This is a genomic window from Sediminicola sp. 1XM1-17 (genome assembly GCF_037203765.1).
Taxonomy (GTDB): Bacteria; Bacteroidota; Bacteroidia; order Flavobacteriales; family Flavobacteriaceae; genus Sediminicola.
In genome coordinates this window covers 166,216-180,561 of record NZ_JBBCAS010000002.1, presented here as the reverse complement: position 1 = coordinate 180,561, position 14,346 = coordinate 166,216, and the positions used below count along the sequence as shown (strand labels likewise).

General features: G+C 42.5%; 13 protein-coding genes. 10 read left to right on the top strand and 3 right to left on the bottom strand.

Annotated elements, in window-relative coordinates:
* The first annotated feature begins 465 nt into the window (after positions 1–465).
* The 8 genes from WAA86_RS03770 to WAA86_RS03735 all read left to right on the top strand — a co-directional run bounded on the left by WAA86_RS03770 (position 466) and on the right by WAA86_RS03735 (position 10,234).
* On the top strand, positions 466–2,016 hold the full coding sequence (locus tag WAA86_RS03770) for an SDR family NAD(P)-dependent oxidoreductase (RefSeq protein WP_337299645.1): 1,551 nt from the start codon (positions 466–468) through the stop codon (positions 2,014–2,016).
* Positions 2,017–2,141: 125 nt separating this feature from the next.
* On the top strand, positions 2,142–3,347 hold the full coding sequence (locus WAA86_RS03765; protein ID WP_337299644.1) for an acyl-CoA dehydrogenase family protein: 1,206 nt from the start codon (positions 2,142–2,144) through the stop codon (positions 3,345–3,347).
* Between the two features lie 129 nt (positions 3,348–3,476).
* On the top strand, positions 3,477–5,360 hold the full coding sequence (locus WAA86_RS03760; RefSeq protein WP_337299643.1) for a CocE/NonD family hydrolase: 1,884 nt from the start codon (positions 3,477–3,479) through the stop codon (positions 5,358–5,360).
* Positions 5,361–5,443: 83 nt separating this feature from the next.
* Complete coding sequence (locus tag WAA86_RS03755; RefSeq protein ID WP_337299642.1) at positions 5,444–6,778, top strand: sodium/glutamate symporter; 1,335 nt, start codon at positions 5,444–5,446, stop codon at positions 6,776–6,778.
* Between the two features lie 18 nt (positions 6,779–6,796).
* Positions 6,797–7,924 (top strand): D-TA family PLP-dependent enzyme, encoded by a 1,128-nt coding sequence (locus WAA86_RS03750; RefSeq protein WP_337299641.1) that lies wholly within the window; start codon positions 6,797–6,799, stop codon positions 7,922–7,924.
* 21 nt (positions 7,925–7,945) lie between these two features.
* A complete protein-coding gene (locus tag WAA86_RS03745) occupies positions 7,946–8,641 on the top strand; it encodes a 3-keto-disaccharide hydrolase (protein ID WP_337299640.1) in 696 nt (231 codons plus the stop codon).
* 213 nt (positions 8,642–8,854) lie between these two features.
* Complete coding sequence (locus tag WAA86_RS03740) at positions 8,855–9,544, top strand: protein-L-isoaspartate(D-aspartate) O-methyltransferase (RefSeq protein WP_337299639.1); 690 nt, start codon at positions 8,855–8,857, stop codon at positions 9,542–9,544.
* A 114-nt stretch (positions 9,545–9,658) separates the two neighbouring features.
* Positions 9,659–10,234, top strand: a complete 576-nt coding sequence (locus WAA86_RS03735; RefSeq protein ID WP_337299638.1) for a PAS domain-containing protein — start codon at positions 9,659–9,661, stop codon at positions 10,232–10,234.
* 38 nt (positions 10,235–10,272) lie between these two features.
* On the opposite strand, the gene WAA86_RS03730 is transcribed toward WAA86_RS03735, so the two are convergent.
* From WAA86_RS03730 to WAA86_RS03720, 3 genes are all read right to left on the bottom strand, one after another.
* The gene (locus tag WAA86_RS03730) at positions 10,273–10,851 is read right to left on the bottom strand and encodes a pseudouridine synthase (RefSeq protein WP_337299637.1); all 579 of its coding nucleotides are present in this window, start codon (positions 10,849–10,851) and stop codon (positions 10,273–10,275) included.
* Between the two features lie 84 nt (positions 10,852–10,935).
* On the bottom strand, positions 10,936–11,850 hold the full coding sequence (locus WAA86_RS03725) for a pseudouridine-5'-phosphate glycosidase (protein WP_337299636.1): 915 nt from the start codon (positions 11,848–11,850) through the stop codon (positions 10,936–10,938).
* A complete protein-coding gene (locus tag WAA86_RS03720; protein ID WP_337299635.1) occupies positions 11,847–12,770 on the bottom strand; it encodes a PfkB family carbohydrate kinase in 924 nt (307 codons plus the stop codon). The genes WAA86_RS03725 and WAA86_RS03720 overlap by 4 nt, the downstream gene beginning before the upstream one ends.
* Positions 12,771–12,835: 65 nt before the next feature.
* On the opposite strand from WAA86_RS03720, the gene WAA86_RS03715 reads away from it, so the two are divergent.
* Positions 12,836–13,636: a BtpA/SgcQ family protein gene (locus tag WAA86_RS03715; RefSeq protein WP_337299634.1), complete on the top strand. Its 801-nt coding sequence runs from the start codon at positions 12,836–12,838 to the stop codon at positions 13,634–13,636.
* 101 nt (positions 13,637–13,737) lie between these two features.
* Positions 13,738–14,301, top strand: coding sequence for a DUF4251 domain-containing protein (locus WAA86_RS03710; protein ID WP_337299633.1), 564 nt, complete (start codon positions 13,738–13,740; stop codon positions 14,299–14,301).
* Positions 14,302–14,346 lie beyond the last annotated feature (45 nt).

Sequence of the window (14,346 nt, the reverse complement as noted above, 5' to 3'; positions counted from 1 at the left end):
TAATTCTGATTCTGGTCTGAACTGATGTTTGTGTGTAGTTTCCATGTTGTTTATTTTTTGTGGTTAAACGTTAGTTTTTTTGCGATTTTTAGTGATATCTTCTCTTGACGTTCCAAGTTTTGCTGTTTGATACTCTAACTATCGGCTGTGCGAAATGTTTGTTTGAAGTTTCCATAATATTGATTTTTAATTGTTTATAAATTTTGTTATAACCACTAGACGCAACAAAATTGAAATTGTTACGGTACTATGTTATAAATAGTACCATTTTAAGCAATATTTAACATATTAGTCCCTTTAACACATACTTTTTGCGCCATGGTTGGACCGATACCTAGGTTATGGGCAAAATATTCTGGAACTTAAAACATGATTGTGCATTTGTAAAAAAGGAAGACTATTCCGCCTTTTTACCATTACATTTGCACCATTGTTGGGCAGCCATTTCCAACGTAATCTGGTATCATGGAAAAAAATAAGACTACTCCCAACAAAAGCCTGACCCAAGAGGATATTGCCAATTGTATCACAGTCCTGGAACAGCTGGTGTCCCAGACCGATCAAATATTTGATATTGACAAAGATCAGCGAATAGCATTGATCAAAGCAGCAGGTCAATTTTCCAGGCCCAATAGGGAAGAATTTTCCAGGCGTAAAAAAGATGGCAAAAAAGCGGCAAAACGTAAATTGGAAGCCCGGGACAAAAAGGCCCGTAAGGAAACGGGAATACGGCACGCCAGGGAAGCCTCCATTTTTGTGGCTCCTAAGTTATTGCCTATGGCAGCCATTGAAAATAAGGAAGATTTAGAACTGGAAGTGCCCAGAAACTGCTACGTCTGTAAAACCGAGTTCACCAAATTACACCACTTTTACGACACCATGTGTCCGGATTGCGGAGATTTCAACTATGCCAAACGATTCCAAACGGCGGATGTAACGGGGCAGGTGGCCGTCATTACGGGATCCCGCTTAAAAATAGGTTACCACATTTCTCTCATGCTTTTAAGGGGAGGGGCTACCGTAATAGCCACAACAAGATTTCCCGTGGATTCGGCCCTACGCTTTTCAAAGGAAGAAGATTTCATGGAGTGGGGACATCGGTTGAAAATTCACGGACTGGACCTTAGGCACATACCCAGTGTGGAAATCTTCTGTAATTTCATTACCCAAAAATATGACCGCTTGGATATCCTGATCAATAATGCTGCCCAGACCGTAAGACGTCCTGCCGGATTCTACCAGCATCTGATGCTCAATGAAGAGCGGGATAGAAATACTTTGCCCAAGATGGCCAGAGAGCTGTTGTCTGACCATGAGGGCTGCCTACAGGAGTTAAAGAAACTGACCTCCTCGGCATCGCCCAATCAAAATATGCCGGTCACTTGGCATGGCCCCGAACCCGGAATTGGCCTTCGCGCCTCTGCCCAACTATCACAAATTCCCTATAGCTTTGATAACACCTTGGTGGCACATGAAGTATTCCCGGAAGGTGAATTGGATGCTGATCTCCAACAGGTGGATCTGAGAAAGACCAATAGTTGGCGATTGAGGCTCGGACAAATTGAGTCCACCGAAATGTTGGAGGTACAACTGGTCAATTCAGTAGCGCCTTTTGTGCTCTGTAACCGCTTGTCCGAATTGATGAAAAAATATCCCACGGGACAGAAACACATTATCAATGTCTCTGCCATGGAAGGCAAATTCCACCGCTTTTTTAAGGAAGACAGGCATCCACATACCAATATGGCCAAAGCCGCTTTGAATATGCTGACACATACTTCATCGGGCACCCTGGCCAAAGATGGTATTTTTATGAATGCAGTGGATACCGGTTGGGTCACGGACGAAGATCCGGCAGAATTGGCCAAAAAGAAAAAGGAGGAACTTGATTTTCAACCCCCATTGGACATCGTGGACGGTGCCGCGAGGGTCTTGGACCCATTATTTGATGGGATCAATACAGGGAAGCACTGGTGTGGAAAATTCCTTAAGGACTATAGACCAATCGACTGGTAATTTTTTGTCCTCGCCATTATTCAACTTAAAAGACAAGGTGCGAAATTAAAAATACGTACAACTTCATTCTTTGGCGTGGATTATTTTGATACTTTTAGGTATTGACCTTCTAAGTATCCATGCCTATGTTATCACATGTTTTGTTGGACCGCCAAATTTATGCATCGGAAGAACACCGGATGATGCGCGATATGATCCGGGAATTTATGTCGAATGAAATCATGGACCAAAATGAGCAATGGGAAAAGGATGGCATGGTGAGTCGCGCTATTTGGGAACAAGCCGGATCATTGGGCTTGTTGTGTATTGATATACCTGTGGATTATGGGGGCAGTGGTCTTGATTTTAGTTATAGTGCCCTTTTTATAGAGGAATTAGCACAAAAAGGGATCAATGGCCCCGGATTTTCACTTCATTCGGATATTGTAGCCCCCTATCTTTTAAATCACGGCATAGAGGCCCAAAAACAAAAGTACCTGCCCCTTATGGCAACTGGCAAATTAATTACAGCTATTGGAATGACAGAGCCCAATTGTGGGAGCGACCTCAAGGCCATTAGAACTACTGCAGTGGACAAGGGAGATCACTATGTGGTGAACGGACAGAAAACCTTTATCACCAATGGGTATCTTTCCGATATGGCCATCGTTGCAGTAAAGACCCACCCTGGTACAGAGCAGGAAGGGGTTTCCCTTTTGATCATGGAAAGTAAATGGGACGGTTTTGAAAAAGGGATCCCATTCAAAAAAATAGGAATGAAAGCCCAGGATACCTGCGAATTATTTTTCGATAATGTAGTGGTTCCCAAAGAAAATCTATTGGGAAAGGAAGGGGAAGGCTTTAAGATTATGATGAAGGAATTGGCCAGGGAAAGGCTTACTGTGGCCGTTACTGCCATAGGCACAGCAGCAGGGGCCATTAGTGATACCATTGAATACACCTCGACCCGTACGGCCTTTAAAAAACCTATAGCAGCCTTTCAGAACACCCAATTTAAGTTGGCCGAGTGTGCTACAAAACTCCAATTAAACCAAGCTTTTATTGATCGCTGTATACCATTGGTGCCAAACCATGAATTGACGGCGGAGAGTGCTTCCATGGCCAAATATTCGGCCACCGAAATGTGCGGCACTGTGGTAGATGAATGTTTGCAGTTATTTGGAGGATATGGCTATATGTGGGATTATCCCATTGCCCGTATGTATGCAGACAATAGGGTGGCCAGGATCTATGCCGGTACCAATGAGATCATGAAGTTGTTGATTTCGAGAGGACTCTTCAAAGAACTTTTCCAACAAATGAAAAGCGATAAAAAAAAGTCTAGAAAGTAATTTAGTTGGCATGCCACATTTGGTGCCAGCTGAACATACCAAAAGCATAGTCGGCTCATTTACAGATTATTATCTATCGTTATTTTTTTTATAACTTACCCGTTTATAAAAAACCAACCCAACATACATATGAATACAAGAATCCCTTTTGCCACATTGGTCTTGCTCCTTTGTTTTTTCAACCTCAATCTTCAAGCTCAAAATGATGTTCTTGACAAGCTGAACGAAATAGCCATTATCGACCAAAAGGTAATGATGCCCATGCGCGATGGAATTAGGCTTGCCACAGATATATATCGTCCCAAAACAACAAGTCCGGTACCGATCATCTTTTCAAGAACCCCTTATAACTTTAATTCGTGGGGAGATGGAGTAGAAATAACACGGACAGCGGAAAGGGCTTACGAAGCCGTAAAACGAGGTTATGCCTATGTGGTACAGAATGAAAGGGGCAGGTACTTCTCCGAAGGGGAATGGGATATATTGGGAGTACCGCTGACCGATGGGTATGATGCCTTTTCATGGATGAAGGATCAATCCTGGTCCAATGGTAAAATTGGCACCTTGGGCTGTTCTTCCACCGCGGAATGGCAGATGGCCGTTGCCGCTCTGGACCATCCGTCACATGCCGCAATGGTTCCACAGGGATATGGAGCGGGTGTAGGTCGTATTGGAGATTACTACGAACAGGGCAATTGGTACAGGGGAGGTGCGGAACAGCTGTTGTTCTTTTCATGGCTTTATGGTGTGGAGCACGATAAGTTTAAGCCAAGGATCCCCCCTGGGGCCACCCAAGAGGATCTGATCCGTATTTCCAGATTTTATGATTTGGCACCGGAAAACCCATCTGTGGATATGGCAGAAGCACTAAAACACCTACCAATCCAGGATATATTAAAGAATATCAACGGTAAAAAAGAAGTCTTTGATAAAATGGTACGTCGCACCCCAAACCACCAAGATTGGTATACGGGCGGACTTTATCATGACAATATGGATTTTGGGGTTCCCAGTTTTTGGTTCGCTTCCTGGTACGATGTTTCCATTAGTCCCAATTTGGCACTGTTCAACCATGTCAGAAAAAATGCCAAGGAGGAAGAAATCAGGGACAACCAATACCTTGTTATTGCACCTACATTACATTGTGCCTATACCAGGGCCACGGAAAACACCATAGTAGGGGAGCGCAATATTGGGGATGCCCGTTTGGATTATGACGAACAAATATATGCCTGGTTCGATCTTTGGCTCAAAGGGGAACAAAACAGCTTCAAAGAAAATACCCCTAGGGTTCAGTACTATACCATGGGAAGTAATAACTGGCAATCGGCAAATGAATGGCCTCCAGTGACCGCCAAACTTCAAACGTATTACCTCAACAGTAAAGGAAGTGCCAATAGTTTATATGGAGATGGTAAGTTAACCACTTCCCAACCGAAACAGGACATGCCAGATGCTTTTACCTATGATCCCATGAACCCCGTGAAATCTTATGGTGGTAACGTGTGCTGTACCGGAAATGCCGTTCAGGGAGGGGCCTTTGACCAGCAACAAATGGAAACCCGAAACGATATTTTGGTCTATACCACGGATATTCTTCAGGAAGGGATAGAAGTCTCAGGCTTTATAGAGGCTACCTTATTTGTTTCTTCCGATGCCAAGGATACCGATTTTACAATTAAATTATTGGATGTTTATCCCGACGGAACGGCATACAACCTGGATGAGACCATTCAAAGGGTTCGATATAGGGAAGGGTATGACAAAGAGGTGTTTATGCAAAAAGGAAAGGTCTACCAAGTAGACATGACCCCCATGTCCACCAGTAATTATTTTAAAAAGGGCCATAGGATCCGGATTGAAATATCCAGTAGTAATTTCCCAAGATTCGCCCGTAATTTAAATACTGGGGGAACCAATTATGATGAATCCAAAGGTGTTGTAGCCCACAATAAGGTACATCACTCAGAAAAATATCCTTCACAGATCAGGTTGCCTATCAATATAAAATAATACTGAACAACAACTTCAAACAAAAGAAGCAAATAACTAATAATCAATTACTTACAGTCATTGAATCATTTTAAAAAATTTACATGCCATCGAGTTTAATTCAAGATCTGGGATTGATTTCCATAGTTCTATTGATTGGTTTTATTCTCAGGAATAGAATCACCCTATTGCAAAAACTATTTATCCCGGTGAGTATCATTACCGGGTTATTGGGACTACTTTTGGGAACCAATGGTTTGGAAATCCTACCATTTTCAGATCAAATTGGTTCTTATCCGGGAATCATGATCGCCTTTTTATTTGGGTCCTTGCCCTTTACCTTCGATATCCAGAAAGATAAATCAAAAGAGTTTAAGAGAAATACGGTACAGATCGGAGGTGCCTCCATCATTATCCTTTTGTTACAATGGGGGGCAGGCCTGTTGTTCGGACTAACCATTTTAAGCTGGCTGTTCCCGGGTATCCACAGCAGTTTTGGAGCCATCTTGGCCACCGGCTTTTTTGGGGGGCATGGTACAGCCGCAGCCATTGGGGAGTCTTTTGCCGCTAATTTGCAATGGGAAGAAGCTCAATCCCTGGCCATGACCAGTGCCACGGTTGGGATATTTTCCGCTACTATGGGCGGGGTGATCATGGTGCAGTGGGGCATCAAAAGAAAACATACCTCCTTTATCAAAAATTTTAAGGAGTTACCCAATAGTTATAAAACTGGACTCATTGAACCCAAGGACCAAAAGTCGATAGGGAAGGCCACATTTTCCAATATTGCCATAGATCCGTTGTTAATGCACCTGATGCTGGTCATATTGGTAGGATTCACTGGAATATTTCTTACCAATATCACCAAACCTTACCTAAGCGGTTACTCCATTGCAGCTTTTTCATTTGCTTTTATCGTGGGCCTTCTATTAAAGGCCGCACTTTCAAAATTAAAACTGATGATGTATTTTGATCCCAAACTGATGAGCAGAATATGCGGGCTTTTTGCAGATCTTATCGTTATCTTTGGTATCGCTTCCATAAAAACCGCTGTGGTAGTTAAGTTTGCGGGCCCTTTATTACTCATATTTGCCCTTGGTATTGTTCTGGCCATTTTTCTGTTTCAATTTATGGGGACCAGATTGTTCTCTTCGTACTGGTTCGAAAAATCTATTTTCTTATGGGGCATGTCTTTGGGTGTTACTGCCATTGGTATCGCCTTGTTGCGGATGGTAGACCCTGAGGCCAAATCCGAAACCCTTCCTGTTTTTGCCCTCGGCTATATTGGGGTTACTCCTTTTGAGGTCCTCTGCTTGGTCTTTTTCCCAATATTGGCAAGTCAGGGTTTCCAGTGGCATTTTACTCTCGGTTGTTTGTTTGGCGGGATATTCCTTTATATCTTGATTAAGAAATTCAACAAAACCTATAAAGTCTCCTGATTTACAAAAGCAACACCTATGACAACTGGAAATTTAGCATCAAACTGGTATGTTATCGATAATGTGGAGGAGGTAGATTCTCCATCCTTGGCCCTTTACAAAGAGCATTTACTTTTCAACATCCAAAAAATGAAGGAAATGGTCGGCAATGACATTTCCAGGCTGATGCCCCATGTAAAAACCAATAAAATGCCCAAGGTCATGGCCCAAATGATAACTGCAGGCATCACGAGCTTTAAGGCCTCTACAATTGCAGAAGCAGAAATGGCGGCTCAGGAAGGGGCCAAGGCCATTTTGTTGGCCCATCAATTGGTTGGTCCAAAAATAGCGCGGTTTACTTCCCTCATTGGCCATTTTCCAGATACAGTATTCTCGACCATTATAGATAATGTGGCCTCTGCAAAACATTTGAACGATATTGCTCTACTCAATAACCTCCACATTGGAGTGTACATCGATATCAACAACGGTATGGACCGCTCGGGCATTGAATTGGGATCGGGACTGGAGCATCTTATCTCTGAAATGATCAACTTTAAAAATTTGAAATTCTGCGGATTTCATGTTTATGATGGGCATTTAAGGGAGAGTGATTTTCAAAAAAGAAAAGAGCAGATAGAAAAGGGTTTACAGGATATCAACACACTTTATGTCCAATTGAAAAAAGACCATCCCAACTTACAACTTATTTGCGGTGGCACACCTTCATTTACCGCCCATTTGTTGGAGGAAAGCCGTATCTGTAGCCCAGGAACCTGCGTACTTTGGGATTGGGGATACGGGGATAAAATGGGAGAACAGGAATTTAAATATGCCGCAATCTTGGTTACGCGCGTCATTTCAAAACCTACAAAGGGCATTGTTACCGTAGATCTTGGTCACAAGGGGCTGGCGGCAGAAAATCCTATACAGCACAGGGTGAGATTTTTAAATCTATCCGATTATGATTTGCTGTCCCAAAGCGAAGAACACGGTGTCCTTCGTGTGAGGGATTGGGAGTCCATTGAGGTAGGGGACGTGTTCTATGGTGTTCCCTATCATATTTGTCCAACCATTAACCTCTATGATGAAGTTTCGGTCATTGAGGACAGAAAAAAAGTGGCCACTTGGCAAATTACGGCCCGAAAAAGAAAAATCAATATATAACCCTACTTTATATCCAAACCCATGAAAAAAGCCATACTGTTCTCAGCCTTAGCTTTGATTATTATTGCTTGTAATTCCACAGAAACAGTACCTCTTTATAATGGTCAAAATTTGGACGGATGGCATGTTGATGTGCCTGAAATGGATACGGTGCCCAATACCATAAACCCCTTTGTTGTTAGCGGAGGGAATCTAATAAGTCTGGGTACCCCAAGGGGCCATCTTATTACCGATTCCGAATACAAAAATTACAGACTTGATATAGAATACCGCTTTACGGGAGAGGCTGGAAATTGTGGAATTTTGGTTCATGCCTCCACACCCAGGGCACTGTATGGGATGTTCCCAAAATCCATAGAGGTACAAATGGAACATGAAAATGCAGGTGATTTTTGGGTAATTGTTGAGGATATTACCGCAGAAAATATGATTGAGCGCAGAGGTCCCAAAGAATCATGGGGAATTACGGAAGGTACAAACCGTCGCATTGAAAATTTGAAAGATGGTTTGGAAAATCCTTTGGGAGAATGGAATACCATGGTAATTGAATGCCTCGACCATCAAATCAAGGTATGGGTCAATGGAGAACTGGCAAATTACGGGTACCATGCCACAGTGAGCAGTGGAAAGATTGCCGTTCAGGCCGAAGGAGCCGAAGTAGCATTCAGAAAATTGAATATAACCCCCATTACCGAGCTCAGCGATTCCATGAAATAGTTGTTTTCACTGGCCATCTTGCCTATTAGTCTCTATGCTGAAATATTCCACGACAGAAACAATTTGATAGTTCATTTGCCTCGATGGCATAAAAAATCAATGTTGCCGAGCATTGCATGTTTTATATCATTTTGCGTGCCTATATATTGTTGTAATTTAAAACCATCCAGATTTTGGTAGGACCTTTAAATATAACGCGTGGGAAAAATTACCATGATACTTTCAAGTTTACTGTTGCTTTTCTCCAATTACAAAAGCAATCAGGACAATTATTGGGCCGCTAGGGAAGAAATGGTAAAAACACAACTCCAGGGCAGGGGCATTACTGACCCGGCAACGCTTTATGCCATGTTGAATGTTCCAAGACAGGAATTTGTCCCAGAGCACCTAAAACAATTTGCATATATGGACAGGGCACTCCCCATTGGACATGGCCAGACCATTTCCCAACCCTATCTGGTAGCTTTTATGACCCAGACCCTAGGTTTGAGATCCTCTCACAATGTACTGGAGATTGGAACGGGTTCAGGATATCAGGCGGCAGTACTGTCCAAAATTGTGGATTCTGTCCATACCATAGAAATTGTAAGGGCATTGGCCAGCTCCGCAGGTAAGAAACTCGCAGATTTAGGCTATTCCAACATCAATGTCAAAGCGGGAGATGGTTATCACGGCTGGCCATCAAAGGCGCCTTTTGACGCCATTATGGTCACCGCCGGTGCAGATACCATTCCACAGCCTTTGATCGATCAATTAAAAAATGGTGGCAAGATGGTCATACCCATTGGACCTGCAGGGGGCGTCCGTCAGTTGCAGTTGGTAGTTAAAAAGAATGACCGAATCGTTACAAAGAATTTACTTGCTGTAAGATTTGTTCCCTTCACTAGGGACGAAAAAAACTAAAAAGACCCTTATAATATTTATAATTAAATGATTATCCTTCGTAGAATTGCGATAATCTTATTGTTTATAGATTTTATTCTTACGTACTTTGTAAGAACCAACCAAAACTACCTTATGCCTTCAAAAAAATTTAAAGATACTTATACCTCCATCTTTGAATCAAATGGCAGTGTCAGTTTAGAGCACCATATCAAGAAAATTGTTGAAATGGATGCTTACCTACCTTACAACACCACCTTTTTTACTTTGATAAATACCACTTCTTTGTCTTTCGACTATGTCAGTAAGAATTTTGAGGTATGTACAGGGAGAGCACCCCAGGAAATGAAGACCCAGGGGATGAACTATTTTTGGAGCATTATGCATCCAACGGATCTGAAGTGTTATTTAAAGGCACTTAAGGATTTAATGGCGTATACCCTAAAGGAAATCCCATTGGATGAACGAAAACATTTGTGCTACACCTACAATTACCGAATTAAAAATGGGTCAGGAGAATATGTCCATGTGATCCAAAATTCAACTCCAGTCTATTTTGATGCAGGAGGAAAACCTGTTATCGGCATGGCACAGTATACGGTACTGGACCCAGGAATAGAACTACCTTTAACGGCAACCGTGAAACAAATGAAACATGACAACCAATACGAGACCGTATTTTTCAAGAACTACGACAGCAAAAAGAAATAGCGTAGATGCTTTTGAACTGCCTGAGCTTCAGTTTGTATTTATAATGGTATTTCAATAACATCCCCCAGGTTCATCTGGTCCAAAGTTGTGGTTCCAATCCTCACTCGTACCAATCGCAAGGTGGGAAAACCAACAGCTGCCGTCATTTTCCGAACCTGACGGAACTTGCCCTCGGTCAGTATGATACTGATCCAGGAATTGGACCTATGCCTTCCAACCCGGAGTTTGGGATCTGGTTCGGGAAGTAGGGTAGGGGCTATTATTTTTCTAACTTGGCATGGTTTGGTCCTATATCTTTTACCGGCGAAACCTATTTCCACACCTGCTTCCAGATTTTGGATGGCCACATCGGTTATCTCCCCATCCAATTGGGCATAATATTCTTTCTCCATGCCCAACCGGTTGATCGTATCACTAAGTTTCCCATCGGTGGTCATGATCAACAGCCCTTCAGATTTTTCATCCAACCGTCCTATGGGCATAATGCCTTCCGGAAAATCATGGAGGTCTCCCAAAAATCGTTTGCTGCGAGACTCTTTGGGATCATTGGAACCCATCTGACTGAGCATTCCGAAAGGTTTATAGATTTTAAAATGTATGTGTTCTTTTTTTGGCATTGGCAGGCTCCTGGGTGATCCATGGTATTAAGGTTCAAAGATGCATTTTTATTTTTTATATCCCATGTTCGGAACGGTTACTCCTTACCTTACGTATTCCTTGGCAATTTTGGCTGCCAAACGAACGTTGTTATAGACCAGTTCAATATTGGCCTTAAGGCTATAGCCGCTAGTTAAATCCTTTACCTTGCCCAGAAGAAATGGCGTACTTTCCTTACCCGTGATTCCTAGTTTTTTCTCCTCACTAAGGGCCTGTTCAATGGCTTTGTGCATTATTTCAAAATCAAGTTCCTTTGCCTTGGGTATGGGATTGGTGACCAATACACCTCCTTGAAGGGGAATTCCCCACTTAATTTTGAGCATCTGGGCAATCTCTTGGGCACTTTCCATCTTATAACTTACATTAAATCCACTTTTTTGGGTGTAGAATGCAGGAAGTTCTGAAGTTTTATATCCAATTACAGGCACCCCAAAGGTTTCAAGGTATTCGAGGGTCAAGCCTATGTCCAACACTGATTTGATACCGGCACAAACTACGGCCACATTTGTCTTGGCCAACTCCTGCAGATCAGCAGAAATATCAAAGCTTTCCATGGCCCCTCTATGCACACCGCCAATTCCCCCTGTGGCCATAATAGGGATGCCAGCCATTTGGGCAGCTATCATCGTAGATGCCACAGTCGTGGCACCATCCTTCTTATTGGACAAAAGATAGGGAATATCCCTGCGGCTGGCTTTTACAATTTTAGGTCCTGAATGGGCAAGGTGTAGGAGTTCCTTTTCGGACAGCCCCACCTTGATCTTACCATCCAATACGGCGGTAGTTGCGGCCACGACCCCATTTTCCTTTAAAATCCCTTCCTCATGTTGGGCAGTTTCCAAATTTTGTGGAAAGGGCATGCCGTGTGAAATGATAGTTGATTCCAACGCAACAATGGGCAACCCCTTGGTGAGGGCGTGTTTCACTTCAGTACTGATATCGAGAAGCGGGTTGATCATTGCATCATGGTCTTTAAAACCATTTGTTCACAAATATCAGGATGGACGGCGTTTTTATGTTGGATGGTAATTTGGGCGCAGCCAGTGGCAAAATTTACCGTATCGTAAAGATCCAATCCCTTGGTCTCCCCATAGATGAGTCCAGCCATAAAGGCATCTCCGGCGCCGTTCGTATTGACTGGGGTCAGGATATTGTTCTTATTGATAAAAATCTCGTTCTTATCTCCGTAAGCAACCCCATCCTTACCTAGGGTAATAAATACTTTTTCTACACCCATCCCCAAAAAATGGGCAATGATCTTTTCAAAATCACTTTCGTATTGTACGGTCATATCACTCAACAATTCTGCCTCCTTGTAATTACATTTCAAAATATGCAACCTATCGATCACGGATAAGGCTTTTAAGGCTTTTTTGGCAGATACGGCCTCAAGGGCAAATTTGGTGTTAGGAAGTTTTTCCGTGACCAGTTCCAAGGTGGCTACGGGCAGATTGGTCTCCAGCACACAGAATTCGTTTTCAGCAATGACATCAAGGTTGTCCAGAATAAAGCTATCGGGAATATCATCGTAGATATCCATGGCAGACAAAGCCAACGCCAGATCGCGGTAATGGTCCATAATGGCCACATAAAGGGAGGTTTTGCTTTCTTTGACCGTCAGACTGTGTTCAATCGATATACCGAAATCCTTACAGGATTTTTTTAGTGTATGGGCAAATTCATCATCAGCGAAAACACTCAGAAAATCGACATCAAAACCCAAATGTTTTAAGTTTTCAGCAATATTGCGCCCTACACCTCCGAGAATCGTATCAATCGTACCAATATTGGAATCTTCAAAAATCAATTTTTCCTTGGCAAGACCTATTAAATCAACGTTGGAAGCACCAATGACCGTAACTTTGGGTGAATTGGACATCTTTCTGATAATTAGATAAATACCTTCTTAAATTTACGTAATTTTAAAGGAAATAAGGAGGTTTTATGGAAAAATTTAAGTCAGTTTTTAAGGGAACAAAGCCAATTATTGGGATGATCCATGTCAAGGCCTTGCCCGGAACTCCAAAAAATATCCTGGCACCCTCCGAAATTATCACTGCTGCACTAGAGGAAGCGGATGTTTATAGAGATGCAGGCATTGATGCCATTATGATCGAAAACATGCACGATGTTCCGTATCTCAAAGGGACCGTGGGGCCTGAAATAAGTTCCCTAATGACCCTGATAGGCTATCTGGTCAAACAACGGACAAAGCTTCCTGTGGGCATTCAGCTTTTGGCCGGTGCCAATATGGAAGCCCTAGCCGCAGCAAATTCGGCAGGACTGGATTTTATCCGTGCCGAAGGTTTTGTATTTGCCCATGTGGCCGATGAAGGAATCATTGAGTCGCAAGCAGGGGAACTCCAGCGCTACAGAAAAAAAATAGCAGCACAGGAAATCGCCGTTTTCACCGATATTAAGAAAAAACACAGTTCCCATGCCATCACGCAAGATGTTTCCCTTTTGGACACTGCCAAAGCAGCACATTTTTTTATGAGTGACGGATTGATCATCACTGGCAGCCATACCGGACAGCCGGTTTCCATAGCTGAATTGAAATCCCTCAAAAATCTGGAGCTTCCCATTTTTATCGGTTCGGGCATAACCAAAGACAATGTGAGCGAGTATTTTCCACTATGTGATGGTATGATCATTGGTTCCTATTTTAAAAAAAATGGATACTGGCAAAATGAATTGGACCGTGAACGAATAGGGGCATTTATGAAGGTTATCCGAAAATTATAAACTCGATCATAGCTGTGTCCCAAGAAAACTTTATAAAAACTTTAAAACCTACCAAACCAAAAAGTTATTAACTTCATAAGGACGCATGGAAAAAAAGCATCATGAATTTAATTTTTAAAATTTCAATCATTTTCATCGTTGGAGCAATGCTGGGCTGTGGTACTTCCTCCAAAACGACCTCGTCCCAGGGAGAACTGAAATATCTTCAGGACTTGGTGGCATCCAGATCCTTCAAGATCGAGTCCAATTGGGCAATGCCATTGATGACCCGCAGTATGAACAGTATTTCCAATGCCGGATTATTGCCCGTGGGTAGTGCGGGAAATCAGATAAACCTGTTCGGAAATTCTAATTATCTGAAGGTGGAAGGTGATACCGTATCTGCATTTCTTCCATATTTTGGAGAGCGACAAATGGGTGCTGGATATGCCAGCAACACCAATGCCATCCAATTTAAGGGAGTTCCAGAAAACTACAAGGTTGTGGACAATACAGGGTCCAACAGCAAAGAAATCAGCTTCAACATTAATAATAAGACTGAAGGATTTAGGGTGCATATCACTTTAAATCCAGATTTATCCAGCAACATCAACGTTAACAGTACGGCACGGTTTACGATCCGTTATAAGGGAGAAGTAATGCCTATTGGCAATGAGCAATACTAAACCAGGGTAAGCTATCCTGCTCTATTAAAAAGTTAGTGGGATATG

Coding starts and splice junctions, on each gene's coding strand:
- WAA86_RS03730 (WP_337299637.1), bottom strand. CDS start 10,851: ATGCCAAAAAAAGAACACATACATTTTAAAATCTATAAACCTTTCGGA.
- WAA86_RS03720 (WP_337299635.1), bottom strand. CDS start 12,770: ATGTCCAATTCACCCAAAGTTACGGTCATTGGTGCTTCCAACGTTGAT.
- WAA86_RS03710 (WP_337299633.1), top strand. CDS start 13,738: ATGAATTTAATTTTTAAAATTTCAATCATTTTCATCGTTGGAGCAATG.
- WAA86_RS03770 (WP_337299645.1), top strand. CDS start 466: ATGGAAAAAAATAAGACTACTCCCAACAAAAGCCTGACCCAAGAGGAT.
- WAA86_RS03750 (WP_337299641.1), top strand. CDS start 6,797: ATGACAACTGGAAATTTAGCATCAAACTGGTATGTTATCGATAATGTG.
- WAA86_RS03725 (WP_337299636.1), bottom strand. CDS start 11,850: ATGATCAACCCGCTTCTCGATATCAGTACTGAAGTGAAACACGCCCTC.
- WAA86_RS03765 (WP_337299644.1), top strand. CDS start 2,142: ATGTTATCACATGTTTTGTTGGACCGCCAAATTTATGCATCGGAAGAA.
- WAA86_RS03745 (WP_337299640.1), top strand. CDS start 7,946: ATGAAAAAAGCCATACTGTTCTCAGCCTTAGCTTTGATTATTATTGCT.
- WAA86_RS03755 (WP_337299642.1), top strand. CDS start 5,444: ATGCCATCGAGTTTAATTCAAGATCTGGGATTGATTTCCATAGTTCTA.
- WAA86_RS03715 (WP_337299634.1), top strand. CDS start 12,836: ATGGAAAAATTTAAGTCAGTTTTTAAGGGAACAAAGCCAATTATTGGG.
- WAA86_RS03760 (WP_337299643.1), top strand. CDS start 3,477: ATGAATACAAGAATCCCTTTTGCCACATTGGTCTTGCTCCTTTGTTTT.
- WAA86_RS03740 (WP_337299639.1), top strand. CDS start 8,855: ATGATACTTTCAAGTTTACTGTTGCTTTTCTCCAATTACAAAAGCAAT.
- WAA86_RS03735 (WP_337299638.1), top strand. CDS start 9,659: ATGCCTTCAAAAAAATTTAAAGATACTTATACCTCCATCTTTGAATCA.